At 65.9% G+C, this 23894-nt stretch carries 23 protein-coding genes; 4 read left to right on the forward strand and 19 right to left on the reverse strand.

Going from position 1 to position 23894, the window contains the following annotated elements:
* The first annotated feature begins 195 nt into the window (after nucleotides 1–195).
* The 3 genes from ASD05_RS20260 to ASD05_RS20270 all read left to right on the forward strand — a co-directional run bounded on the left by ASD05_RS20260 (nucleotide 196) and on the right by ASD05_RS20270 (nucleotide 2898).
* A complete protein-coding gene (locus ASD05_RS20260; RefSeq protein ID WP_056596230.1) occupies nucleotides 196–1272 on the forward strand; it encodes a PLP-dependent cysteine synthase family protein in 1077 nt (358 codons plus the stop codon).
* Nucleotides 1269–2348 carry a lipocalin-like domain-containing protein gene (locus ASD05_RS20265; RefSeq protein WP_056596234.1) on the forward strand — a complete coding sequence of 360 codons (1080 nt, stop codon included), beginning with the start codon at nucleotides 1269–1271 and terminating at the stop codon, nucleotides 2346–2348. Before ASD05_RS20260 ends, ASD05_RS20265 begins: the two co-directional genes overlap by 4 nt.
* Nucleotides 2349–2439: 91 nt before the next feature.
* Nucleotides 2440–2898, forward strand: coding sequence for a YXWGXW repeat-containing protein (locus ASD05_RS20270; RefSeq protein ID WP_056596237.1), 459 nt, complete (start codon nucleotides 2440–2442; stop codon nucleotides 2896–2898).
* Nucleotides 2899–2946: 48 nt separating this feature from the next.
* On the opposite strand, the gene ASD05_RS20275 is transcribed toward ASD05_RS20270, so the two are convergent.
* From ASD05_RS20275 to ASD05_RS20320, 10 genes are all read right to left on the reverse strand, one after another.
* The gene (locus tag ASD05_RS20275) at nucleotides 2947–3933 is read right to left on the reverse strand and encodes a branched-chain amino acid ABC transporter permease (protein WP_056596240.1); all 987 of its coding nucleotides are present in this window, start codon (nucleotides 3931–3933) and stop codon (nucleotides 2947–2949) included.
* A gap of 8 nt (nucleotides 3934–3941) precedes the next feature.
* The gene (locus ASD05_RS20280) at nucleotides 3942–4817 is read right to left on the reverse strand and encodes a branched-chain amino acid ABC transporter permease (protein WP_056596243.1); all 876 of its coding nucleotides are present in this window, start codon (nucleotides 4815–4817) and stop codon (nucleotides 3942–3944) included.
* A gap of 42 nt (nucleotides 4818–4859) precedes the next feature.
* On the reverse strand, nucleotides 4860–6053 hold the full coding sequence (locus ASD05_RS20285; protein WP_056596245.1) for an ABC transporter substrate-binding protein: 1194 nt from the start codon (nucleotides 6051–6053) through the stop codon (nucleotides 4860–4862).
* A 28-nt stretch (nucleotides 6054–6081) separates the two neighbouring features.
* Nucleotides 6082–7281 (reverse strand): ABC transporter substrate-binding protein, encoded by a 1200-nt coding sequence (locus tag ASD05_RS20290; protein WP_056596248.1) that lies wholly within the window; start codon nucleotides 7279–7281, stop codon nucleotides 6082–6084.
* 34 nt (nucleotides 7282–7315) lie between these two features.
* A complete protein-coding gene (locus ASD05_RS20295; RefSeq protein ID WP_056596250.1) occupies nucleotides 7316–8023 on the reverse strand; it encodes an ABC transporter ATP-binding protein in 708 nt (235 codons plus the stop codon).
* Nucleotides 8023–8793 carry an ABC transporter ATP-binding protein gene (locus ASD05_RS20300; RefSeq protein WP_007837720.1) on the reverse strand — a complete coding sequence of 257 codons (771 nt, stop codon included), beginning with the start codon at nucleotides 8791–8793 and terminating at the stop codon, nucleotides 8023–8025. Before ASD05_RS20300 ends, ASD05_RS20295 begins: the two co-directional genes overlap by 1 nt.
* A 246-nt stretch (nucleotides 8794–9039) precedes the next feature.
* Nucleotides 9040–10602 carry a DHA2 family efflux MFS transporter permease subunit gene (locus ASD05_RS20305; protein WP_056596252.1) on the reverse strand — a complete coding sequence of 521 codons (1563 nt, stop codon included), beginning with the start codon at nucleotides 10600–10602 and terminating at the stop codon, nucleotides 9040–9042.
* A gap of 38 nt (nucleotides 10603–10640) precedes the next feature.
* Complete coding sequence (locus ASD05_RS20310; protein ID WP_056596255.1) at nucleotides 10641–11963, reverse strand: efflux RND transporter periplasmic adaptor subunit; 1323 nt, start codon at nucleotides 11961–11963, stop codon at nucleotides 10641–10643.
* A 48-nt stretch (nucleotides 11964–12011) separates the two neighbouring features.
* Nucleotides 12012–13487: an efflux transporter outer membrane subunit gene (locus ASD05_RS20315; RefSeq protein WP_056596258.1), complete on the reverse strand. Its 1476-nt coding sequence runs from the start codon at nucleotides 13485–13487 to the stop codon at nucleotides 12012–12014.
* Nucleotides 13480–14019 (reverse strand): MarR family winged helix-turn-helix transcriptional regulator, encoded by a 540-nt coding sequence (locus ASD05_RS20320; RefSeq protein ID WP_042674198.1) that lies wholly within the window; start codon nucleotides 14017–14019, stop codon nucleotides 13480–13482. Before ASD05_RS20320 ends, ASD05_RS20315 begins: the two co-directional genes overlap by 8 nt.
* 76 nt (nucleotides 14020–14095) lie before the next feature.
* On the opposite strand from ASD05_RS20320, the gene ASD05_RS20325 reads away from it, so the two are divergent.
* Nucleotides 14096–15880 carry an ABC transporter transmembrane domain-containing protein gene (locus ASD05_RS20325; protein ID WP_056596261.1) on the forward strand — a complete coding sequence of 595 codons (1785 nt, stop codon included), beginning with the start codon at nucleotides 14096–14098 and terminating at the stop codon, nucleotides 15878–15880.
* 21 nt (nucleotides 15881–15901) lie between these two features.
* Here the strand turns inward: ASD05_RS20325 and ASD05_RS20330 are convergent, their stop codons facing one another.
* From ASD05_RS20330 to nuoI, 9 genes are read right to left on the reverse strand one after another with little or no spacing between them, the layout of a single operon-like run.
* On the reverse strand, nucleotides 15902–16354 hold the full coding sequence (locus ASD05_RS20330) for a DUF1178 family protein (RefSeq protein WP_056596264.1): 453 nt from the start codon (nucleotides 16352–16354) through the stop codon (nucleotides 15902–15904).
* A gap of 7 nt (nucleotides 16355–16361) precedes the next feature.
* A complete protein-coding gene (locus ASD05_RS20335) occupies nucleotides 16362–16976 on the reverse strand; it encodes an NUDIX domain-containing protein (protein ID WP_056596267.1) in 615 nt (204 codons plus the stop codon).
* Nucleotides 16977–16980: 4 nt separating this feature from the next.
* On the reverse strand, nucleotides 16981–17286 hold the full coding sequence (locus ASD05_RS20340; protein WP_056511131.1) for a DUF2818 family protein: 306 nt from the start codon (nucleotides 17284–17286) through the stop codon (nucleotides 16981–16983).
* Nucleotides 17287–17301: 15 nt separating this feature from the next.
* Nucleotides 17302–18789, reverse strand: coding sequence for an NADH-quinone oxidoreductase subunit NuoN (nuoN, locus tag ASD05_RS20345; protein WP_056596270.1), 1488 nt, complete (start codon nucleotides 18787–18789; stop codon nucleotides 17302–17304).
* A gap of 24 nt (nucleotides 18790–18813) precedes the next feature.
* Nucleotides 18814–20292, reverse strand: a complete 1479-nt coding sequence (locus ASD05_RS20350) for an NADH-quinone oxidoreductase subunit M (RefSeq protein ID WP_056596274.1) — start codon at nucleotides 20290–20292, stop codon at nucleotides 18814–18816.
* Between the two features lie 24 nt (nucleotides 20293–20316).
* Nucleotides 20317–22347 carry an NADH-quinone oxidoreductase subunit L gene (nuoL, locus tag ASD05_RS20355; RefSeq protein ID WP_056596277.1) on the reverse strand — a complete coding sequence of 677 codons (2031 nt, stop codon included), beginning with the start codon at nucleotides 22345–22347 and terminating at the stop codon, nucleotides 20317–20319.
* A gap of 7 nt (nucleotides 22348–22354) precedes the next feature.
* Nucleotides 22355–22663 (reverse strand): NADH-quinone oxidoreductase subunit NuoK, encoded by a 309-nt coding sequence (gene nuoK / locus ASD05_RS20360; RefSeq protein WP_007837741.1) that lies wholly within the window; start codon nucleotides 22661–22663, stop codon nucleotides 22355–22357.
* Entirely contained in the window at nucleotides 22660–23313 is a 654-nt protein-coding gene (locus tag ASD05_RS20365; protein ID WP_007837742.1) for an NADH-quinone oxidoreductase subunit J, read from the reverse strand. The genes nuoK and ASD05_RS20365 overlap by 4 nt, the downstream gene beginning before the upstream one ends.
* 29 nt (nucleotides 23314–23342) lie before the next feature.
* Nucleotides 23343–23888: an NADH-quinone oxidoreductase subunit NuoI gene (nuoI, locus tag ASD05_RS20370; protein WP_007837743.1), complete on the reverse strand. Its 546-nt coding sequence runs from the start codon at nucleotides 23886–23888 to the stop codon at nucleotides 23343–23345.
* Between the last annotated feature and the right edge of the window lie 6 nt (nucleotides 23889–23894).

The raw sequence follows: 23894 nt of genomic DNA on the forward strand, positions 1-23894 counted from the left end.
GATTTGTTGAATGACGGGCGAGCGTAAGGAGCGCGGCGCGACGCGAACAGTGCCGAAAGTCACGCGTTGAAACGATGAGAACCCAAGCACTCGCAGGCCAAAGAGGCCGCTGTTCAGTAGGGTTTCCGGCTTTTCGGCGACATCCGGAGACCGTGCCGCGAGGCCGTTTCCGGGGCGGCTTGTAGACTGCCCGCCATGTCACAACCACTCAGCACCACCGGCTGCGGCGACTGGCTCGACAGCGCCATCCGCCGCATCGAGGCCGACTACCAGCGCAGCGCCGACACGCACCTGATCCCGCTGCCCCTGCCCTCGCTCGCGGCGCACGGCATCGACCTGTACCTGAAGGACGAATCGACGCACCCGACCGGCAGCCTCAAGCACCGGCTCGCGCGTTCGCTCTTTCTCTACGCGCTGTGCAACGGATGGGTGCGCGAGGGCACCACCATCGTCGAGGCCTCGAGCGGCTCCACGGCCGTGAGCGAGGCCTACTTCGCTCGGCTGCTGGGCCTGCCCTTCATCGCGGTGATGCCGCGCACTACCTCGCCCGAGAAGGTCGCGCAGATCGCCTTCTACGGCGCGAGCTGCCACTTCGTGGACCATGCCGCCCAGGTGTACGAAGAGGCGCGCGCGCTGGCCGAGCGCACCGGCGGCCACTACATGGACCAGTTCACCTATGCGGAGCGCGCGACCGACTGGCGCGGCAACAACAACATCGCCGAGAGCATGTTCCAGCAGATGGCGCGCGAGCGGCATCCGGTGCCGAAGTGGATCGTGGTCGGCGCGGGCACGGGCGGCACCAGCGCGACCATTGGGCGCTACCTGCGCTATCGCTGCCACGACACGCAGGTGTGCGTGCCCGACCCCGAGGGCTCGGTGTTCTCGGCCTACCACCGCACGGGCGATGCCTCGCTGACGGACGCAGGCTCGCGCATCGAAGGCATCGGCCGACCGCGCGTGGAGCCCAGCTTCATCCGCACGCTGGTCGACCGGATGATCGAAGTGCCGAACCTCGACTCGGTGGCGGCGATGCATGCACTGTCGGCACTGCTGGGCCGCAAGGTCGGGCCGTCGACGGGCACCAACTTCATCGGCATGCTGGCCGTGGCGCACGAGATGCGCGCGGCGGGACAGCAGGGCTCCATTCTTTCTCTGCTGTGCGATGCGGGCGAGCGCTATCTGCCGAGCTACCACGATGCGGCCTGGGTGCGGAATGCCTTCGGCGACATCGCGCCGGCGCAGCGGCGCATCGATGCGCTGGTGGCGACATGAGGCCTCCTCCTTCGTCGCTGTTCGGCCTCTCGCGGCGCGGCCTGCTGCTGGCCGCGCTCGCGGCCGGGCCGCTGGCGGCATGGGCACTGACCGAGCGCCGGATGGAGTTCCCGCGCGACTTCGGCAGCCACCCCGACCTGCACACCGAATGGTGGTACGTCACCGGCCACGCGAAGACTGCAGGCGGACGCGAGTTCGGCTTCCAGGTGACCTTCTTCCGCTCGCGCGTCGAGGCCACGCAGGGCATGCGCTCGGCGTTCGCCGCGAAGCATCTCGTGTTCGCGCACGCGGCCGTCACCGACCTCGAAGGCCGCGTGCTGCTGCACGACCAGCGCATTGCACGCGCGGGCTTCGGCGTGGCGGAAGCCGGCACCAACGACACCGACGTGCGCATCCGCGACTGGTCGCTGGTGCGGGAGAACGGGCTCTACGTTGCGCGCATTCCGGCCGGCGAATTCACGCTCGACCTGCGCTTCACGCCGACGCAGCCGGTGCTTCTGCAAGGCAACGCCGGCCTCTCGCGCAAGGGCCCCGAGGAATCGCAGGCGAGCTACTACTACAGCGAGCCACAGCTCAAGGCGCAGGGCAGGCTCACGCTCAAGGGACAAGCCTTCGACGTCGCCGGCGCCGCGTGGCTCGACCACGAATGGAGCGAAGCGCTGATGCACCCCGAGGCCGTGGGCTGGGACTGGATCGGCATGAACCTCGACGACGGCAGCGCCCTAACCGCCTTCCGCCTGCGGCGCAGCGACGGTAGCGCGCTGTGGACCGGCGGCTCGTTCCGCCAGCGCGATGGCGCGGCACGAACCTTCAGGAACGACGAAGTGCGCTTCGAAGCCCTCAAGACCTGGGACAGCCCGCGCACGCAGGCGAAGTACCCGACGCAATGGCGCGTGCAGACGCCCGCCGGCAGCTTCGAGGTGCGCGCACTGCTCGACGACCAGGAACTCGACAGCCGCGGTTCGACCGGCGGCGTGTACTGGGAAGGCGTGAGCGAGCTGCTCGATGCCCAAGGCCGCCGCGTGGGCCGCGGCTATCTGGAAATGACCGGCTATGCCGCGCCGCTGAAGCTGTAACTGTTGTAGCCGCGCACAAGACCTGACAACCGATTCCTTGCCGCCTGCGTTGGGAATCGTGCCCCACCCATTTAAAAACGGAGGATCACCCATGAAGATTCGAATCGCAGTGCTGGCCGCGGCCGGCGCCCTTTCCATCCTTGCAAGCCCCATCGCCGCCAACGCGCAGGTCTCGGTCAACATCAACGTGCCCGGACTCGTGATGACAGCACCGCCGCCGCCGCGCTACGAGCCCCTGCCCCCGCCACGCGGCGGCTTCGTCTGGGTGCCGGGCCGCTGGGCCTGGGACGGCCGCGCCTACGGATGGCGCCCGGGCGGCTGGCAGCCTGAGCGCGCGGGATACGCCTATGCCCCAGGCCGCTGGGTCGAAGACCGCGGCGGCTGGCGCTGGACCGAAGGCGACTGGCGCCGGCAAGAAGCCCGCCGTGAAGCCCGTCGCGAGCGCGAATGGGAAGACGACCACCGCCGCCACGATGGCGGCCATCGGCACGGCCATGACCGCGACCGCGACTTCTGCCCGCCCGGCCAGGCGAAAAAAGGCAACTGCTGATCCAGAAACAAGAAGGGAGCCGAGGCTCCCTTTTTTGTTGGCCGCGCGCTACTTCGCCCGCCGCCTGTCGATGAACGCGATGATCTCGCCCATGATCCCCTTGCGGAAGGCCAGCACGCAGATCACGAAGATCAGGCCCGTGACCATGGTCACCGACTCGCCCAGCGTGTTGAACCAGTCCACCGTCGTGATGCGTGCAAGCAGGTTGCCAAGTTCGCCGATCTTGTTTTCGAGCAGCACCACCACGGCCGAGCCCACCAGCGGACCCGAGAGCGTGCCCAGGCCGCCCACCAGCGTCATCAGGATGACCTGGCCCGAAGCGGTCCAGTGCACGTCCGACAGCGTGGCGAAGCCCAGCACCAGCGTCTTGAGCGAACCGGCCAGCCCCGACAGCGCCGCCGAGATCACGAAGGCCAGCAGCTTGAAGCGGCTCACGTCGTAGCCCAGCGACAGCGCGCGCGGCTCGTTCTCCTTGATGCCCTTGAGCACCTGCCCGAAAGGCGAGTGGATGGTGCGCACGATCAGCAGGAAGGCCGCGACCACGATGACCAGTGCCACGTAGTACATCGTGAGGTCGTTGGACAGGTCGACGATGCCGAACAGCTTGCCGCGCGGCACGCCCTGCAGACCGTCCTCTCCGCCCGTGAACTTGGCCTGCAGCGCGACGAAGAACATCATCTGCGCGAGCGCCAGCGTGATCATCGCGAAGTAGATGCCCTGGCGGCGAATGGCCAGCACGCCGAAGATCCATCCGAGGAAAGCGCCGCTGAGCGTGCCCGCGATCAGGCCCAGTTCGGGCGTGAGCCCCCAGACCTTGATGGCATGGCCCGCCACATAGGCGGAACCGCCGAGGAAGGCCGCGTGCCCGAAGGACAGCAGGCCCGTGAAGCCCAGCAGCAGGTTGAAGGCCGCGGCGAACAGCGCGAAGCACATGAGCTTCATCACGAACACCGGGTAGGCGCCGAAGAACGGCGCCGCGACGAGCGCGACCAGCAGAAGCGCGTAGACGACGAGGGAGATTTTTTTCGTGTTCATGCCGCGCCTTATTTTTCTTTGCCGAACAGGCCGGCGGGGCGGATGAGCAGCACGATGACCATGATCACGAACACAACCGTAGACGATGCCTCGGGATAGAAAACCTTGGTGAACCCTTCGATCACGCCGAGCCCCAGCCCGGTGAGGATGGCCCCCATGATCGAGCCCATGCCGCCGATCACGACCACCGCGAACACCACGATGATGAGGTTCTGCCCCATCAGCGGCGACACCTGCATCACCGGTGCGGCGAGGACGCCGGCGAAGGCCGCGAGCGCGCAGCCGAAGGCATAGGTCAGTGTGATCATCAGCGGCACGTTGACGCCGAAGGCCTCCACCAGCCGGGGGTTCTCGGTGCCGGCGCGCAGGTAGGCGCCCAGGCGGGTCTTCTCGATCACGAACCAGGTCGCGAAGCAGATCACCAGCGATGCAACGACCACCCAGGCGCGATAGTTCGGCAGCACCATGAAGCCCAGGTCGGTGGAGCTCGACAGCGCATCGGGCGCGTCGTAGGGCAGCCCCGACACGCCGTAGACCGAGCGGAACACGCCCTCGATCAGCAGCGTGAGGCCCAGCGTGAGCAAGAGGCCGTAGAGGTGGTCGAGCTTGTAGATCCAGCGCAGCAGCAGGCGCTCGATGAGCACGCCGAAGATGCCGATGACGATGGGCGCCGCGATCAGCATCACCCAGTAGTTGACGCCGAGATACTCCATCGCCATCCATGTCAGGACGGCGCCCAGCATGAACAGCGCGCCATGCGCGAAGTTGATGACATTGAGCAGGCCGAAGATCACCGCCAGCCCGAGGCTCAGGATGGCGTAGAAGGAGCCGTTGACCAGCCCCAGGAGGAGCTGGCTCAACAACGCAGGAAGGGAAATGGTCATAAACGTTTCAACGAACCCGGGCGCCTGCGCGCCCGCGGGAGATCACTTCCAGAGGGCGCATTTGCTTTCGGCCTTGGTGGTGAAGACGTCTTCGCCGTTCAGCTTCTGGACCACCTTGTAGTAGTCCCACGGCTGCTTGGATTCGGCCGGTGACTTGACCTGCACAAGGTACATGTCGTGCACGAAGCGGCCGTCGGCGCGGATGCTGCCCTTGGCATAGAAGTCGTCGACCGGGGTCTTCTTGAGCGTCTCCATCACCTTGTCGGCATCGACCGTCTTGGCGGCCTGCACGGCCTTCAGGTAGGTCATGGTGGCCGAATAGTCGGCGGCTTGGATATCAGTAGGCATGCGCTTGGTCTTCTCGAAGAAGCGCTTGCCGAAGGCGCGCGTCTTGTCGTCGAGGTTCCAGTCCCAGCTGGTGGTGAGCAGCAGGCCTTCGGTGTTCTTCAGGCCCAGGCTGTGCACATCGGTCACGAACACCAGCAGGCCGACCATCTTCATGGTCTTGGTGATGCCGAATTCCTTGGCGGCCTTGATCGAGTTGATGGTGTCGCCGCCCGCGTTGGCCAGCGCCAGCACCTGGGCCTTGGAGTTCTGCGCCTGCAGCAGGAACGACGAGAAGTCGGAGGTGTTGAGCGGATGCTTCACGCTGCCCACCACGGTGCCGCCCTTCTCCTTCACGACCTTGGATGCGTCGGCTTCCAGTGCCTGGCCGAAGGCATAGTCGGCCGTCAGGAAGTACCAGCTCTTGTCGCCGCGTGCGATCACGGCGCTGCCCGTGCCTTTGGCCAGTGCCACGGTGTCGTAGGCGTAGTGCACGGTGTAGGGGCTGCACTGCTCATTGGTGAGCGCCGAGCTGCCGGCACCGTTCACGACGAACACGCGCTTCTTCTCCTGCGCCACCTTGGCCATGGCCAGCGCGGTGCCCGAACTGGTGCCGCCGAACAGCATCGTCAGGCCCTGCGTGTCGATCCATTCGCGCGCCTTGGAAGCCGCGATGTCGGCCTTGTTCTGGTGGTCGGCCTGCAGCAGCTCGATGGGCATGCCGTTGACCTTGCCGCCGAAGTCGTCGATGGCCATCTGGATCGCGAGGGCGCCGTTCTTGCCCTCCACGTCCGCGTAGAGGCTCGACATGTCGGTGATGAAGCCGATCTTGACCTTGTCCTGGGCCTGGGCGGCGCCCGCGGCCAGCGCTGCGGCGGCGAAGACGGCGGTATAGGCGAATGCTTTTTTCATGGGAGCTCCTGAGAAAGGTGTCGAGGGGTTATTTCCAGAGCGCGCACTTTGACTCGGCCTTCGTCGTGAAGACCGTGTCGCCGGGCAGCTTCTTCACGAGCTTGTAGTAGTCCCAGGGCGTCTTCGATTCGGCCGGCGACTTGACCTGCATCAGGTACATGTCGTGCACGTAGCGGCCGTCGGGACGGATCTGGCCGGAACCGAAGAAGTCGTTGAGCTTCATCTTCTTGAGCTCGGCCATGACCTTGTCGGCGTCGTCCGACTTGGCCGCATCCACCGCCTTGAGGTAGGTCATGGTGGCGGAATAGTCCGCCGCCTGGATCTCCGTGGGCATACGCTTGGCCTTCTCGAAGAAGCGCTTGGAGAACTTGCGCGTCTCGTCGTTCAGGTCCCAGTACCAGCTGGTGGTGAACTGCAGGCCCTCGGTGTTCTTCAGGCCCAGGCTGTGCACGTCGCTCAGGAAGATCAGCAGGCCGGCGAGCTTCATGGTCTTGCCGATACCGAATTCCTTGGCGGCCTTGATGCTGTTGACGGTGTCGCCGCCCGCATTGGCGAGGCCGAGGATCTGGGCCTTGGAGTTCTGCGCCTGCAGCAGGAACGACGAGAAATCGGAGGCATTGAGCGGATGGCGCACCGAGCCCACGATCGTGCCGCCCTTGGCCTTCACGACGGTGGAGGTGTCGGCTTCGAGCGCATGGCCGAAGGCGTAGTCGGCGGTCAGGAAGAACCAGGTCTTGCCGCCGCCGTCGACCACGGCCGCGCCGGTGCCCTTGGCGAGCGCCACCGTGTCGTAGGCGTAGTGCACGGTATAGGGCGAGCACTGTTCGTTGGTCAGCACAGACGACGCAGCACCGTTGTTGAAGTACACCCGCTTCTTCTCGGCCGCTACCTTGGCCAGTGCCAGGCCCACACCGGAGTTGGTGCCGCCGAACACCATGCTCAGCCCCTGCGTGTCGATCCACTCGCGCGCCTTGGAAGCTGCGATGTCGGGCTTGTTCTGGTGGTCCACCGTCAGGAGCTCGACGGGCTTGCCGGCCGCCTTGCCGCCGAAGTCGTCGATGGCCATCTGAATCGCCAGCGCGCCGTTCTTGCCTTCGAGGTCGGCATACAGGCTCGACATGTCGGTGATGAAGCCGATCTTGATCTTGTCCTGCCCTTGCGCCTGGGCTGACGCGGCGAGCGCCAGTGCGCCAAGAGCCAGGGCGAATGCGGTAAGCCTATTTTTCATGTTTGTCTCCAGCAGTAGCAACGGGTGAAAGAACCTAGACACCGAGCAATTCGGTGAGCACCGGCATCTTGGCTTCGAGTTCGGCCGCGCCGAATTTTTCGACGATGCGGCCGTGCTCCATCACATAGAAGCGGTCCGCCAACGGCGCCGCGAAGCGGAAGTTCTGCTCCACCATGACGATGGTGTAGCCCTTGGCGCGCAGCATGGTGATCATTCGGGCCAACGCCTGCACGATGACCGGCGCGAGGCCTTCGGAGATTTCGTCGAGCAGCAGCAGCTTGGCGCCGGTGCGCAGGATGCGCGCCACGGCCAGCATCTGCTGCTCGCCGCCCGACAGGCGCGTGCCCTGGCTGTGGCGGCGCTCGGCGAGGTTGGGGAACATGGCGTAGATCTCTTCGACCGACATGCCCTGCCCCGCGCCTTTCAGCTCGGGCGGCAGCATGAGGTTTTCTTCGCACGAAAGGCTCGCGAAGATGCCGCGCTCCTCCGGGCAATAGCCGATGCCGAGGTGCGCGATGCGGTGCGTCGGCATGCCGATGGTCTCTTTGCCGTTGACCTCGATGCTGCCCTTGCGCGCGCCGGTGAGCCCCATGATGGCGCGCAGCGTGGTGGTGCGGCCCGCGCCGTTGCGGCCCAGCAGCGTGACGACTTCGCCCGGCTGCACGACCATGTCGACGCCGTGCAGCACGTGCGATTCGCCGTACCAGGCTTGCAGGCCCTTGATCTGAAGTGCCGCGGTCATCAGTGAGCCCCCTGCAGCTGGCCGTCGGTGGTGCCCATGTAGGCCTCCATGACCTGGGGATTCGCGGAGACTTCGGCGTAAGGTCCTTCGGCCAGCACGGCGCCACGCTGAAGCACGGTGATGGTGTCGGCGATGGTGGAGACCACGCTCATGTTGTGCTCCACCATCAGGATGGTGCGCCCCGCCGACACGCGCTTGATGAGCTCGGCTACGCGATGCACGTCTTCATGGCCCATGCCCTGCGTGGGCTCGTCGAGCAGCATCAGCTCGGGCTCCATGGCCAGCGTGGTCGCGATCTCGAGCGCGCGCTTGCGGCCGTAGGGCAGGTTCACGGTCTGCTCGTCGGCGAGTGCCTCAAGGCCCACCTCGGCGAGCAGTTCGCGGGCGCGCGCGTCGAGCGGCTTGAGCGACTTCTCGCTCTTCCAGAAGTGGTACGAAGTGCCCAGCCGGCGCTGCAGGCCCAGGCGCACGTTCTCGAGCAGCGTGAGGTGCGGGAACACGGCGGAAATCTGGAACGAGCGGATGATGCCGCGCCGCGCGATCTGCGCAGGCCGCTCGCCGGTGATGTCCTGTCCGTTGAAGAGGATCGTGCCGGTGGTCGGCTCGAGGAACTTGGTGAGCAGGTTGAAGCAGGTCGTCTTGCCGGCGCCGTTCGGGCCGATCAGCGCGTGGATCGAGCCGCGCACCACCGAGAGATTGACCTTGCTGACGGCAGTGAACCCCTTGAATTCCTTGGTGAGCTCGCGTGTTTCGAGGATGACGTCGCTCATCTCGCGAGGTCGCCCGGATTCGGAAAAATAAAGTCGGTCATGCGGTCCATCCCAATGCGCCACCATTGAGCGCGGACCGATTGTTCGTGCGTGCAACTCGCTTGGATACTGGGGCAAATGCCTATGCTGCAGTGCAACCTGCACGGACCCGTGCGGCATGCGAATCGGGACTGTCGTCACAGCGACAAAGAAAACCCCCAGGCTCCTTGCGGAGGCTGGGGGTCGATGAGGCGATGGTGCGTGCGCTCAGTGCGCGCCGGCTGCTGCGTCGCCGCCGGCACCGCCGCGCTGCGGCCGCGCCAGCCACACCAGCGGGATCAGCAGCAGGAACAGGATCGCCGACGCATAGAAGATGTCGTTGGTCGCCAGCATGAACGACTGCTGGTCGACGATGCGGTTCAGCTGCCCCAGCACCTGCTCGCTGCTGAAGCCGCTGCCCGCGAGGCCCGACATCGCGCTGGTCGCTGCGTTGTTGCCCTGGTTCACCGTCTCCGCCAATTGCGAGTGATGCAGCGCCGCGCGGTTCTCCCACAGCGTGGTGGTGATCGAGGTGCCCATCGCGCCCGCGGTGATCCGCAGGAAGTTCGACAGCCCCGACGCGGCCGGGATGCGGTCGGGCGTGAGGCCCGACAACGTGATGGTCACGAGCGGAATGAAGAAGAACGCCATCGCGATGCCCTGGATGATCGTCGGAATGATGATCGTCACGAAGTCGGCCTGCGTGTTGAAGTTCGAGCGCATCCACAGCACCAGCGCGAACACCAGGAACGAGAAGGTCGCATAGCGGCGCGGATCGATCTTGGCCACCGTGAGCCCCACCACCGGGGAGAAGAAGATCGCCAGCAGCCCCACGGGCGCCATGATCATGCCGGCCTGCGTCGCGGTGTAGCCCATCCACTGCTGCAGCCACAGCGGCAGCAGCACCACGTTGCCGAAGAACAGGCCATAGGCCACGGCCGTTGCCACGGCGCCCGACCAGAAATTGCGGCGCTTGAACAGCGACAGGTCGACCACCGGGTGCTTGTCGGTCAGCTCCCACACCAGGAAGAACGCGAAGCCGACCACGGCCACCACCGCCAGCGTGATGATCTGCGCCGAGTGGAACCAGTCGAGCTCCTTGCCCTTGTCGAGCATCAGCTGCAGCGAGCCCACCCACAGCACCAGCAGCGCGAGGCCGATGGCGTCGATCGGCACCTTGTGCGTGGCGCTCTCGCGGTGGCGGTACAGCGCCCAGGTGATGGCCGCGGCGACGATGCCCACCGGGATGTTGATGTAGAAGATCCACGGCCACGAGATGTTGTCGGTGATCCAGCCGCCGAGCAGCGGCCCCATCACCGGCGCGACCAGCGTGGTCATCGACCACATCGCCATCGCGAGTCCCGCCTTGGCGCGCGGATAGCTCGACAGCAGCAGCGTCTGCGACAGCGGGATCATCGGGCCCGCAACGAAGCCCTGCAGCGCGCGAAAGGCGATCAGCGTCGTCATGTTCGGCGCCAGGCCGCACATCAGCGAGGTGATCATGAACAGGATCACGCTGGCCATGAACAGGCGCACCTGTCCGAAGCGCTGCGTCATGAAACCGGTGAGCGGCACCGCGATGGCGTTGGCCACCGCGAAGCTGGTGATGACCCAGGTGCCCTGTGTGGTGCTCACGCCCAGGTCACCGGAGATGGCAGGCAGCGACACGTTCGCGATCGACGAGTCGAGCACGTTCATGAAGGTTGCCGCAGACAGCGCGACCGTGCCCCAGAGGCGGGCTGCGCCCTCGAGCGGCGGATGCGCGACGTAAGCAGGAGCAGCGGTGGCCATGGGGCGAACTGTTTACCTGAAGAAGAAGGTCCGGGCGATCAGCCCGGGTGCCCCTGCACGGCCACCGATGTGGCAGGCGCTGCCGGGCTCTTCGCCGGTGCGGCGGCGGCCGTGGCCGATGCGCTGCGGCCGAGGTTGGCCGCGACGATGCGCTCCACTTCGGCGTCGGCACCGCGGTCGAGCTGGCTGTAGACCTGCGTCTGCGTCAGCGCAGCGGCGCGCGGCGCGTCGGCGAGCATCTTGCCGCTCTTCGAGGAGATGTCGATCTCGGCATCCATCGACAGGCCGATGCGCAGCGGGTTGGCCTTGAGCTGCTCGGGATCGAGCGCGATGCGCACGGGCACGCGCTGCACCACCTTGATCCAGTTGCCGGTGGCGTTCTGCGCAGGCAGCAGCGCAAACGCACTGCCCGTACCCACGCCGAGGCCCGCGACCTTGCCGCTGTATTCGATCTTCTTGCCGTAGACGTCGGCCGTGAGCTTCACGGGCTGGTCGATGCGGATGTTGCGCAGCTGCACTTCCTTGAAGTTGGCGTCGACCCACAGCTGGTTGAGCGGCACGATCGACATCATCGGCGTGCCGGCGGCCACGCGCTGGCCGAGCTGCACCGTGCGCTTGGCGACGTAGCCGTCGACCGGCGCGGGCATGGCCACGCGCTGCGTGGCGAGGTAGGCCTCGCGCACCTTGGCGGCGGCGGCCAGCACGCTCGGGTGCTGGGCCACGCTGGTGCCTTCGGTCAGCGACTGGTTGCTGACCAGCGCTTCCTTCGCTGCGACCACGCCGGCCTGCGCCGCGGCGAGCTGGCTCTTGGCCGTGTCGAGCTGCGTTTCGGCATGGTTGAGTTCTTCCTTCGACACGGCGCCGTTGCCCGACAGCGCGCGGCGGCGCTGCAGGTCGTCCTGCGCCTTGGCGATGTCGCTCTGCGCCTTGACGATGTCGGCCTGGCGCAGCGTGACCTGCGCGGCCAGCGAGCCGTTGTTGGCGTACAGCGTGCGCACCTGGCGCACGGCCTGCGCGAGCGCGGCTTCGGCCTGTTCGAGCGACACCTTGGCGTCGGCCGGGTCGAGCTGCACCAGCGGCTGGCCGGCCTTCACGAAATCGGTGTCGTCGGCGTTGATGGCCATCACGGTGCCGCCGATCTGCGGCGTGATCTGGATCACATTGCCCTGCACGTAGGCGTTGTCGGTGTCCTCGTAGTGGCTGGCGACCAGCCATTCGTAGACACCCCAGCCGCCGCCGGCGACGATCACCACCGCGGCGAGCGCGGTGAGCGCGCGGCGGCGCTTGCCGTTGCCGGCGGGCGCCTCGGGGGCTGCGGAAGCTGCGGCTGCAGCGGGCGTCGGAGTGTTGTTGTCGCTCATGATGAAGTTCTTTCCGAAGACGAAAAAATCGGACTGGTTCGGGTGGTATCAGTTCATTGCGGCTGATGGCGCCGCTGCCGTGGCGGTGGCCGGGGGCTGCCAGCCGCCGCCCAGCGCGCGCGCCAGGCCCACCTGCGTGTCGAGCGCGCGGGCGGCCAGATCGACCGCCAGCCGGCGCTGCGCCAGCACGGAGGTTTCCGCCGTCAGCACGTTGAGGTAGTTGCCGAGGCCCGCGCGGTAGCGCTGCACGGCGATGTCGTAGGCGCCCTCGGCAGCGGTCTGCGCGGCGCGTTGTTCGGCTTGCTGGCGCGCGATCGATTGCGCGCTGGTGGCCTGGTCGGCCGCGTCGCGCACCGCGTCGAGCACGGTGGCGTTGTAGCTTTCGATGGCCACGTCGAGGTCAGCCGACTTGCCACGCAGGTTGGCCCGCAGCTTGCCGCCTTCGAAGATCGGCAGCGTAATGGCCGGGCCCACGCCCCATTGCTCGCTGCCCGACTTCAGCAGCTTGCCGAAGCCCAGGCTCTGGAAGCCGGCGAAGGCCGTGAGGTTCACGTTGGGATAGAACAGGGTCTTGGCATTGGCCACGTCGCTCGTGGCGGCCTCGACGCGCCAGCGCGCGGCGGCGATGTCGGCGCGGCGGCCCAGCAGGTCGGCCGGAATGTTCGCCTGCAGCGCCATCGGCTTGACGTTCGCCAGCACCGGCGGCTTGAGCGATGCCGACACGTTCGGCTGGCCGACCAGCGCATCGAGTGCGTGCTGCTGCAGCGCGATCTGTTCGTTGAGCGATTCGATCTGCTGGCGTGCCTCGGGCAGGCCGCCTTCGCTCTGGCGCAGTTCGAGACGGGTGTCGAGGCCGGCGGACACGCGGTCACGCACGAGCTTGAGCGTTTCGTCGCGCTGCGCCAGCGTGCGCCCGGCAACGGTAAGCTGGTCGTTCAGGCGCGCCCACTGGAAGTAGCTGCGCGCCACGTTGCTCGCGAGCAGCACGCGTGCGGCATCCGCATCGGCGGCCGCGGCATTCGCCGCGCCGATGGCGGTGTCGAGCGCGCTGCGGTTCTTGCCGAAGAAGTCGAGCTCCCAGCTGGCGCTGAGTTGCAGCAGACCGATGTTCTGCGTCGAGCCGCCCAGCGGTGCGGGGTAGATGTAGTTGCTGTTGAACTTCTGGCGTTTCAGGTCGAGGTCGCCCTTGACCTGCGGCTTGAGCGCCGCGCCGGCAATGTCCGCCGAGGCCTGCGCACGTGCAAGGCGGGCCTGCGCGACCTGCAGGTTCGGGTTGCCGGCCACGGCCTGCTCGATCAGCGAATCGAGCTGCGTGTCGCCGAAGGCCATCCACCATTGGCTGTCGAGCCGGGACGCCGGCGCCGCGGCGCTGTCGGGCGCGATGCCCAGCGACGAGGCGTCGCGCAGTTTGGCCTGCGAGCCGATGCCTGACATGTCGGCACAGCCGGCCAATGCCACCACCAGCAGTGCGGCGGCCACGATGGGGGTGCGACGCACGGCGCGCACGGCGAGGGACTCAGTCATTTTTATCTCCACGGGCCGCGAGGGCCTGGGCGTTGTCGAGGATGCGGCGCAAGTACCCCTTGAGCTGCTCCCATTCTTCGGTGCTGAAGCCAGCTAGGTGTTCGTTCTGCACACGGCTCAGCACGTAGGGCACTTCCTTGGCGGCGGCACGGCCTTCGTCGGTGAGCTCGATGTTGACCACGCGGCGGTCTTCGAGCGACCGCACGCGGCGGCACAGGCCCTTGGCCTCGAGGCGGTCGAGCAGGCGCGTCATGGCGCCGGTGTCGAGCTCGCAGGCACGGGCCAGTTCGGCCACGGTGGTGGCGGCCCCTACATGCAATTTATAGAGAGGCACCCACTGCGGATAGGTCGGGCTGCCTGGCTCGCACATGCGGTTCTCGACCGACTGGCCGACCGCCGTGACGATGCGGCGCATCAGGTAGCCGATGCTTTCTTCGGTACGGTAGGTTTCCGGGCTGTAGAAGGCTGCAGGCGCGCGACGCTCGGCGTCGGCGGGCGCCGACGGGGCTTGGGGGGTAGTTGCATCGCTCATGGGCCGAATATTAGTTGCCGAGGCAGTTATTGTCAAGGCTGCCTTTGTAGTAGCAATGTTTCTGTAGAATCCTTCCATGGCTTCTCCCCCACCGTCTTCCATGGCCAAGGGCTCGCCCCGATCGCTCTCGGGCCTGAGCCCTTTTCTTCGTCCCTACCGGGTGCAGATCGTCCTGGCAGGCATCTTTCTGGTGATGGCGGCGCTCACCACACTGGTTTTCCCTATCGCATTGCGCAGCCTGATTGACGGCGGCTTGATCAGCGCCGACAAGGGCGCCCAGACGATGGCGCTGCGCGAGCACTTCGGCGCCCTCTTCGCGGTGGCAGTGGCGCTCGGTCTTTTCTCGGCGGCGCGCTTCTATACGGTGAGCTGGCTGGGCGAGCGCGTGACGGCCGACATCCGCAACGCGGTCTATGGCCACGTACTGAAGCAGAGCCCCGCCTTCTTCGAAACCACGCAGACCGGCGAGGTGCTCTCGCGCCTGACAGCCGACACCACGCTGGTGCAGACGGTCGTCGGCTCCTCGCTGAGCATGGGCCTGCGCAACGCGGTGATGGGCGTGGGCGCGCTGGCCGTGCTGGTGTGGACCAACCCCTATGTGATGGTGCAAGTGCTGGGCATCCTCGTGCTGGTGGTGCTGCCGAGCATGTGGTTCGGCCGCCGCGTGCGCAAGCTGTCGCGCGCCAGCCAGGACCGCGTGGCCGATTCGAGCGCCATCGCCGCCGAGGTGCTGAATGCGATTCCGGTGGTGCAAAGCTACACGGCCGAAGGCCGCGAGGCCGCGCGCTTCAGCGGTTCGACGGAGACCGCCTTCCGCACCGCCGTGCGCCGAACCAAGGCCCGCTCGGTGCTGGTGGCGTTCATCATCATCGCGACCTCCGCGGCGCTGCTCTGGGGCCTGTACCAGGGCACGCAGGCCGTGCTGCGCGGCGACATCACGGCCGGCCACCTGGGTCAGACCGTCGTCTACGTCGCCATCCTGGCCAGCGCGACCGCCGTGCTCGGCGAGGTGTACGGCGACTTGCTCCGCGCAGCCGGCGCAACCGAGCGGCTGATGGAACTGCTGCATGCACCCGCGGCCATCTTTTCACCGTCGAATCCGACGGTCGCGCCCGTTCCCGTGGCGGGCAGCGCGATCAGGTTCGATGCGGTGACCTTCCATTACCCGTCCCGGCCGGACACGCCGGCATTGCGCGGCTTCAGCCTCGACGTCGCGCCCGGCGAGACCGTGGCGCTGGTGGGGTCGAGCGGCGCGGGCAAGAGCACGGTGTTCCAGCTGCTGCTGCGCTACTACGACCCGCAATCGGGCCGCCTGCTGCTCGACGGCACGCCGCTGGCTTCGCTCGCCCTGCCCGACCTGCGCACCCGCATCGGCCTGGTGCCACAGGATGCGGTGATCTTCTCGGCCAGCGCGTTCGAGAACATCCGCTACGGCCGGCCCGAGGCAACGGCCGAAGAGGTGCATGCCGCCGCCCGCGCCGCCTTCGCCCACGACTTCCTGCAGGCGCTGCCCGAGGGCTACGACACCTTCCTCGGCGAGCGCGGCGTGCGCCTGTCGGGCGGACAGCGCCAGCGCATCGCGATCGCGCGCGCAATTCTCAAGAACCCGCCGCTGCTGCTGCTCGACGAGGCCACGAGTGCACTGGACGCGGAGAGCGAACGCATGGTGCAGGCGGCACTGGAATCGGCGATGGAAAACCGCACGACGGTCGTGATCGCCCACCGCCTGGCGACGGTACAGAAGGCCGACCGCATCGTGGTGCTGGACCACGGCGGGATCGTCGAGCAGGGAACGCACGCGACGCTGGTGGCGCAGGGCGGCGTCTATGCGCGCCTCGCTGCGCTCCAGTTCACGGCATGAGAACGGCCGCGGCCCGGTCAGCTACTGCAGGGTTTCCTTGAGCGCAGCCGGTATCGGCAGAGCCATCACCGCAATGCCCTCGTCGAGCAGCGCCTCGGCCTGCTCGGGCGTGGCCTGTCCGCGAATGCCCCGTTCCTGGGCCTCGCCGTAGTGCATCTTCCGGGCTTCGTCGGCAAAGCGCTCGCCGACGTCTTCGGTCTTCGCCAGCACCTCGCGCACGGCTCGCATCCAGCGGGCCTCGGGCGAGAGTTCGGCGGGAACAACGTTTGAAGCGGCAGTTGCAGCGGCTTCCTGCGGCGCCTTGGCATTGCCGAGGTTCAGGCGCGGCGCGCTCAGCAACTTGACGATCGCGGTGTCGCCGCAGACCGGGCACTCGACCAGTCCGCTCGCCAACTGGCTGTCGAAGGCCTCGTTGGACGCAAACCAGCCCTCGAAGCCGTGGCCGTGTGCGCAGCGGAGATTGAGAACCTTCATGCGCGGATTATCCCGCGCTGCCTTCTGCCGGCACGGCCTGCCAGTCCAGAGCCCATGCGCCCGAAAGGACGTTCTGCAGCCAGAGCGTGCAGGTCAGCGTCTTGGCATCGGTCACGGTGCCGTCGCGGCACCAGCCGGCCAGCTCTTCGGGCGTGGCCGTGAACACGTCGAGGAACTCGCCATGGTCGAGCTGCCGCTCGCCCAGCGAAAGACCGCGCGCGAAGTAGATGTGGATGATCTCGGTCGAGTAGGCCACCGCCAGGTGCATCGCACCCGCATGCGCCCATTCGCGCGCGGTATAGCCGGTTTCCTCGAGCAGCTCGCGCCGGCCGCAGACGAACGGGTCTTCACCCGCGTCGAGCTTGCCCGCGGGGAATTCGATCATCACGTGGCCCACCGGGTAGCGGAACTGGCGCTCCAGCACCACGCGGCCATCGTCCAGCAGCGGAATGACCACCACGGCACCCGGGTGCACCACGTACTCGCGCGTGGCGGTGTGGCCGTCGGGCAGGCGCACAGTGTCGCGCTTGGCGTGCAGGAAGTTGCCCTTGAAGAGCTCCACGCTCTGCGTGAGTTCTTCCTTCAGGTGCGAATCGGTGGTCGTGTTGGTTGTCGAAGTCATGTCGTCAGTGCCTGTGCTTCATCAGGTAGCGCCAGGTGAACCCGGGAAAGGCCAGCACGATGAACAGCGCACCGGTCACCGCATAGAACTCCCAGCCCTGCGAGGCGATCTGCCCTGCCCTGCGCTCGAACAGCAGCCCGACGCCGCCCGCCAGAAAGTACAAGACCACCAGCTCGGCGAGCCGCACCGCGAGCGACTTGGGTGTTGTCGCCAGAGGCACGACGCCGAACAGGCGGTCGTTAAAGAACGGCAGGTTGGCGGCCACGAGGGCCACCAGCAGAACGACCCAGACCGACGCGGTTTGCGACACCCGAGGTCGGCCGCGTCAGTGGGCCAGCGTGGCCACGATCGCGTCGTAGCAAAGCGTCATCAGGCCGCCGGGCACGATGCCCAGGATCAGGATCAGCGCGCCGTTGATCGTGAGCACGGTGCGCACGTCGCGCGGTGCCGACACCGTGGTGGCCGTGACGGGCTCATCGAAGTACATGACCTTGACCACGCGCAGGTAGTAGAAGGCGCCGATCAGCGACATCATCACCGCGAACACGGCCAGTCCGATGTAGATCGCCTGGCCCGAGGCGATCAGCGCCTGCAGCACGGCCAGCTTGGCGTAGAAGCCGACCAGCGGCGGCAGGCCGGCCAGCGAGAACATCGCGATGGCCATCACGCCGGCATACAGCGGGCTGCGCTGGTTCAGGCCTGCGAGGTCGGTGATCTCTTCGCTTTCGAAGCCTTCGCGCGCCAGCAGCAGGATGATGCCGAAGCTCGCGAGCGTGGTCAGCACGTAGGTCACGATGTAGAACATCGAGGCGCTGTAGGCGAACTGGGCGTTGTACGTGCCCTGCTGGTCCGAACCCGCCACCAGGCCGAGGAGCATGAAGCCCATCTGCGAGATCGTCGAGTACGCCAGCATCCGCTTCAGGTTGCTCTGCGCAATGGCGGCCAGGTTGCCGACCAGCAGCGAGGCAATGGCGAGCACGGAGAGCATCTGCTGCCAGTCGATGGCCAGCGGCTGCAGCGCGTCGACCAGCAGGCGGATGATGATGGCGAAGGCGGCCAGTTCGGGCGCGGCGCCGATCAGCAGCGTGACCGCCGTCGGTGCGCCCTGGTAGACGTCGGGCACCCACATGTGGAACGGCGCAGCGCCCACCTTGAAGGCCAGGCCGGCCACGATGAACACCAGGCCGAACACCAGCACCTGGTGGTTCACCTTGCCGCTCGCGATGGACTTGAACACTTCGTTGACGTCGAGCGAACCGGTCGCGCCGTACATCATCGACAGGCCGTACAGCAGGAAACCGCTGGCCATGGCGCCGAGCACGAAGTACTTCATGGCGGCTTCGCTGGCCACCGCGTTGTCGCGGCGCAGCGCCACCAGCGCATAGCTCGACAGCGTGAGCAGTTCCAGGCCCAGGTAGATCAGCAGGAAGTTGCTACCCGAGATCATCACGAACATGCCCAGCAGCGCGAACATGCTGATGGTGAACAGTTCGCCGCCGCGCAGCATCTCGCGGTCGGCCGCGTAGGGACGACCGTAGACCAGCGTGACCATCAGGGCGACGGTGGCAAAGCATTTGAGCCAATTGCCCATCGGATCGCTGACGACCATGCCGCCGAAGCCGTAGGCAGTCTTGCCACCGAGGGCGGCGAGGCCCGACAACACCGCGACCACGGCGAGCGTGGCCAGCGTCAGTACATAAGTGCGGGTACGGCGCGGGCTCGCGTCCGACAGGTCGACCAGCGCAATGATGCAGGCCATGACCAGCAACACGATTTCGGGGTAGATCGTGACCCAGCTGAGTTTGTCAATCATCTCGTTCTCTTCTTCAGCGTGGCATCAGGAGGGCAACTTGGAAATCGCCACGTGGCGCAGGAGCTCGGACACCGAAGCGTTCATCGAGTCGGTGAAAGGCTTCGGATAGAGGCCCATCCACAGCACGGCGATCGCCAGCAGCGCCAGCATCAGGAACTCGCGGGCGTTGATGTCGCTGACTTCCTTGACGTGGTCGTTGCCGACCGGGCCGAGGTACACGCGCTTGTACATCCACAGGGTGTAGGCGGCACCGAAGATCAGCGCGGTGGCTGCCGCCATGCCGATCCAGAAGTTGGCCTTCACGGCACCCAGGATCACCATCCACTCGCCCACGAAACCGGCGGTGCCCGGCAGGCCGCAATTGGCCATGGCGAACAGCAGCGCGAACGCGGCGAACTTGGGCATGGTGTTGACCACGCCGCCGTAGTCGGCGATCTGGCGCGAGTGCACGCGGTCGTACAGCACGCCGATGCCCAGGAACATGGCGCCCGACACGAAGCCGTGCGCAATCATCTGCACGATGCCGCCGGATACGCCGAGCTCGTTGAAGATGAAGAAGCCGAGCGTCACGAAGCCCATGTGGGCCACCGACGAGTAAGCCACCAGCTTCTTCATGTCCTGCTGCACCAGCGCGACCAGGCCCACGTAGATCACCGCGATCAGCGACAGCGCGATCATGAGCCAGGCCCATTCGTGCGAGGCGTCGGGCGCGATGGGCATCGAGAAGCGCAGGAAACCGTAGGCGCCCAGCTTCAGCATGATCGCGGCCAGCACGGCGGAGCCGCCGGTGGGCGCCTCGACGTGCACGTCGGGCAGCCACGTGTGCACCGGCCACATCGGCACCTTCACCGCGAAGGCCGCGAAGAACGCGAAGAACAGGAAGGTCTGTGCGCTCGCACCCAGCGGCAGCTTGTGCCAGCTCAGGATGTCGAAGCTGCCGCCCGACTTGTTGTACAGGTAGATCAGCGCCACCAGCATCAGCAGCGAGCCGAGCAAGGTGTAGATGAAGAACTTGAAAGCTGCGTAGATCTTGTTCGGGCCGCCCCAGATGCCGATGATCAGGTACATCGGGATCAGCGTGGCTTCGAAGAACACGTAGAACAGCACGCCGTCGAGTGCCGCGAACACGCCGATCATGAAGCCCGACAGGATCAGGAACGCGCCCATGTACTGGTTCACGCGCTCGGTGATCACTTCCCAGGCCGAGATCACGACGACGACCGTGATGAACGACGTCAGCAGCACCAGCCAGAGCGACATGCCGTCGATCCCGAGGTGGTAGTTGACGTTGAAGCGCGAGATCCAGCCCGTCTTCTCGACGAACTGCATCGCGGCGCTGCTGTTCTGGAAACGCGTGACCAGCGGCACCGTGACCAGAAAGCTCACGATGGAACCGACGAGCGCGACCCAGCGTACGCCTCTGGCGTGCTCGTCACGGCCAAACGCCAGCAGCACGGCGCCGAATGCGATCGGCACCCAGATGGCAAGGCTCAACAAACCCATTTTTCTTTTTCTCCAGCGCTAGGCTCAGCGTTTGAACCAGACGAAGTACGTCATCAGGATGAAGATGCCGAGCAGCATCGCGAAGGCATAGTGATAGATGTAGCCGGACTGCATCCAACGAACCACGCCTGAAACCCGGCCGACCAACTTCCACGAGCCATTCACGACGGCACCGTCGATCAGGGCCTGGTCGCCCCCCTTCCACAGGCCGGTACCGAGCGCGCGCGTGGCGCGGGCGATGACGTTCTCGTTGAACCAGTCCATGTAGTACTTGTTCTCGAGCAGGCGGTAGATCGGGCCGAAGGCGCGCTTGATCGCGGCCGGCAGCGCCGGGTTGATCATGTACATGTACCAGGACAGGACCACGCCGGCCAGCGCCAGCCAGAACGGCGGCGCCGTCAGGCCGTGGATGGCCATGGCCACAGGACCGTGGAAGGCTTCTTCCAGCTCCTTCATGGCGTGGTGGCGGGTGCCGTCCACGGCGATCGCGTTCTTGAAGAACTCGCCGAACAGCATCGGCTCGATCGTCATGAAGCCGATCACCACCGAGGGAATGGCCAGCAGCACCAGCGGCAGCCAGACCACCATTGGCGATTCGTGCGGCTTGTGGTCGTGGTGGCCATGGCCGTGGTCGTCGTGGCCATGGTCGTCATGGTGCGCGTCGGGGTTCTGGTCGTAGCGTTCCTCGCCGTGGAAGACCAGGAAGTACATGCGGAACGAATAGAACGCCGTGATGAACACGCCGGCCAGCACCGCGTAGTACGCGAAGTTCGCGCCCCACAGGTGGCTTTCGTGCACCGCTTCGATGATGCTGTCCTTCGAGTAGAAACCGGCGAAGAAAGGCGTGCCGATCAGCGCGAGCGAACCCAGCAGCGAGGTGATCCAGGTGATCGGCATGTACTTACGCACGCCGCCCATCCAGCGGATGTCCTGGTTGTGGTGCATGCCGATGATCACCGAGCCCGCACCGAGGAACAGCAGCGCCTTGAAGAAGGCGTGCGTCATCAGGTGGAACACCGCGACCGAGTAGGCCGAGGCACCGAGCGCCACCGTCATGTAGCCGAGCTGCGAGAGCGTCGAGTACGCAACCACGCGCTTGATGTCGTTCTGGATGATGCCCAGGAAGCCCATGAACAGCGCGGTGATGGCGCCGATCACGAGGATGAAGCTCAGTGCCGTGTCACTCAGTTCGAACAGCGGCGACATGCGCGCCACCATGAAGATGCCGGCCGTCACCATGGTCGCGGCGTGGATCAGCGCGGAGATGGGCGTCGGGCCTTCCATCGAGTCGGGCAGCCATACGTGCAGCGGAAACTGCGCGCTCTTGCCCATGGCGCCGATGAACAGGCAGATGCAGATCACGGTGATCAGCATCCATTCGGTGCCCGGGAAGGTGATGCCGGCCAGCGTGTTGGCCTTGGCGAAGGCTTCGCCGTAGTTCAGCGTACCGGCATAGGCCGCGATCAGGCCGATGCCGAGGATGAAGCCGAAGTCGCCCACGCGGTTGACCAGGAAGGCCTTCATGTTCGCGAAGATCGCGGTCGGCCGGTTGAACCAGAAACCGATCAGCAGGTACGACACCAGGCCCACCGCCTCCCAGCCGAAGAACAGCTGGAGCATGTTGTTGCTCATAACGAGCATCAGCATCGAGAAGGTGAACAGCGAGATGTACGCGAAGAAGCGGTTGTAGCCGTCGTCTTCCTCCATGTAGCCGATGGTGTAGATGTGCACCATCAGCGACACGAAAGTCACCACGCACATCATCATGGCGGTGAGGCCGTCGATCAGGAAGCCGACTTCCATCTTCAGGCCGCCAACGGTCATCCATTCGTAGATGGTTTCGTTGAAGCGGGCGCCATCGGCCACCACGCTCTTGAGCGTCATGGCCGAAATGATGAAGGCGACCAGCACGCCCAGGATGGTCAGCGAATGCGTGACCTTGCGGCCGATGTGATCGCCGCCGAACTTGGTGCCGAACAGGCCGGCGACGACGGCGCCGACCAGGGGTGCCAGCGGCACGGCCAGCAGGGTGGATGCGGAAAGGGTTGCGCTCATGTTGCGTTCAACCCTTGAGTGAGTTGAGTTCGTCGACGTTGATGTTCGACTTGTTGCGGAACAGCAGGACCAGCAGCGCCAGGCCGATGGCCGACTCGGCCGCGGCCACCGTCAGGATGAAGAACACGAAGATCTGGCCGTGCATGTCGCCCAGATAGTGCGAGAACGCCACGAAGTTCATGTTGACCGCGAGCAGCATCAGCTCGATGGCCATCAGCAGCACGATGAGGTTCTTGCGGTTCAGGAAGATGCCGATCACGGACAGCGCGAAGAGCATCGCGCCGAGCGAGAGAAAGTGTCCGAGCGTGAGCGTCATGCCTTGTTTTCCTTTGCAGCGTCCGCAACTTCGACCACAGGCTCCGCAGCACGCGTTGCCGGCATCTGCACGATGCGCACGCGGTCACGCGCCTTCACGCGGACCTGGTCGGCCGGGTTCACGTACTTGCTGTCCTTGCGGGTGCGCAGCGTCAGTGCGATGGCCGCCACGATGGCCACGAGCAGGATGACCGCGGCGATCTCCAGCGGGTAGAGGTATTCGGAGTAAAGCAGCTTGCCGAGTTCGAGCGTATTGGAAGTGTTGGCCCCCATCGCACCGGCAGCGGCGCGCGGTGCCTCGCCCAGGCGGAAACCGCCCATGAGCACGGCCGCCATTTCGAGCGCGATGAGTGCGCCGACACCGGCGGCCAGCGGGAAGTGCTTCCAGAAGCCCTCCCGCAAGCTGTCGACGTTGATGTCCAGCATCATCACGACGAACAGGAACAGCACCATCACGGCGCCGACATACACCAGCACCAGAGAGATCGCGAGGAACTCGGCGCGCAGCAGCAGCCAGATGGCCGATGCCTGGAAGAAGGCCAGCACCAGGTACAGCGCGGCATACACGGGATTGCGGGCGGTGATGACGCGGAACGCTGCGAACAGCAGCACCACGGCAAACAGATAGAACAGACCGGTCTTGACGTCCATGGAATTCGAATGGGTTCGGGCTGGTCGGATCAGCGGTACTTGGCGTCGGCCGCCTTGTTCGCTGCAATTTCTTTTTCGTAGCGGTCGCCCACGGCCAGCAGCATGTCCTTGGTGAAGTACAGGTCGCCGCGCTTTTCGCCGTGGTATTCGAAGATGTGCGTCTCGACGATCGAATCGACCGGGCAGCTCTCTTCGCAGAAGCCGCAGAAGATGCACTTGGTCAGGTCGATGTCGTAGCGCGTGGTGCGGCGCGAGCCGTCGTCGCGCACATCCGATTCGATGGTGATGGCCAGCGCCGGGCAGACGGCTTCGCAGAGCTTGCAGGCAATGCAGCGCTCTTCGCCGTTCTCATAGCGGCGCAGCGCGTGCAGGCCGCGGAAACGCGGCGACAGCGGCGTCTTCTCCTCGGGGAACTGCACCGTGATCTTGCGGGCGAAGGCGTACTTGCCGGTGATGGCCAGGCCCTTGAACAATTCGAACAGCATGAAGCTGCTCAGAAAGTCCTTGAGCGAAAAAGGCGCAGACGCGAGTTTGGACGGGCGCGCCAGCGCGCCGGCGGTGTGCGAAGCAGTCATGATGTT

It is taken from the genome of Variovorax sp. Root434, assembly GCF_001426595.1.
Taxonomy (GTDB): domain Bacteria; phylum Pseudomonadota; class Gammaproteobacteria; order Burkholderiales; family Burkholderiaceae_C; genus Variovorax.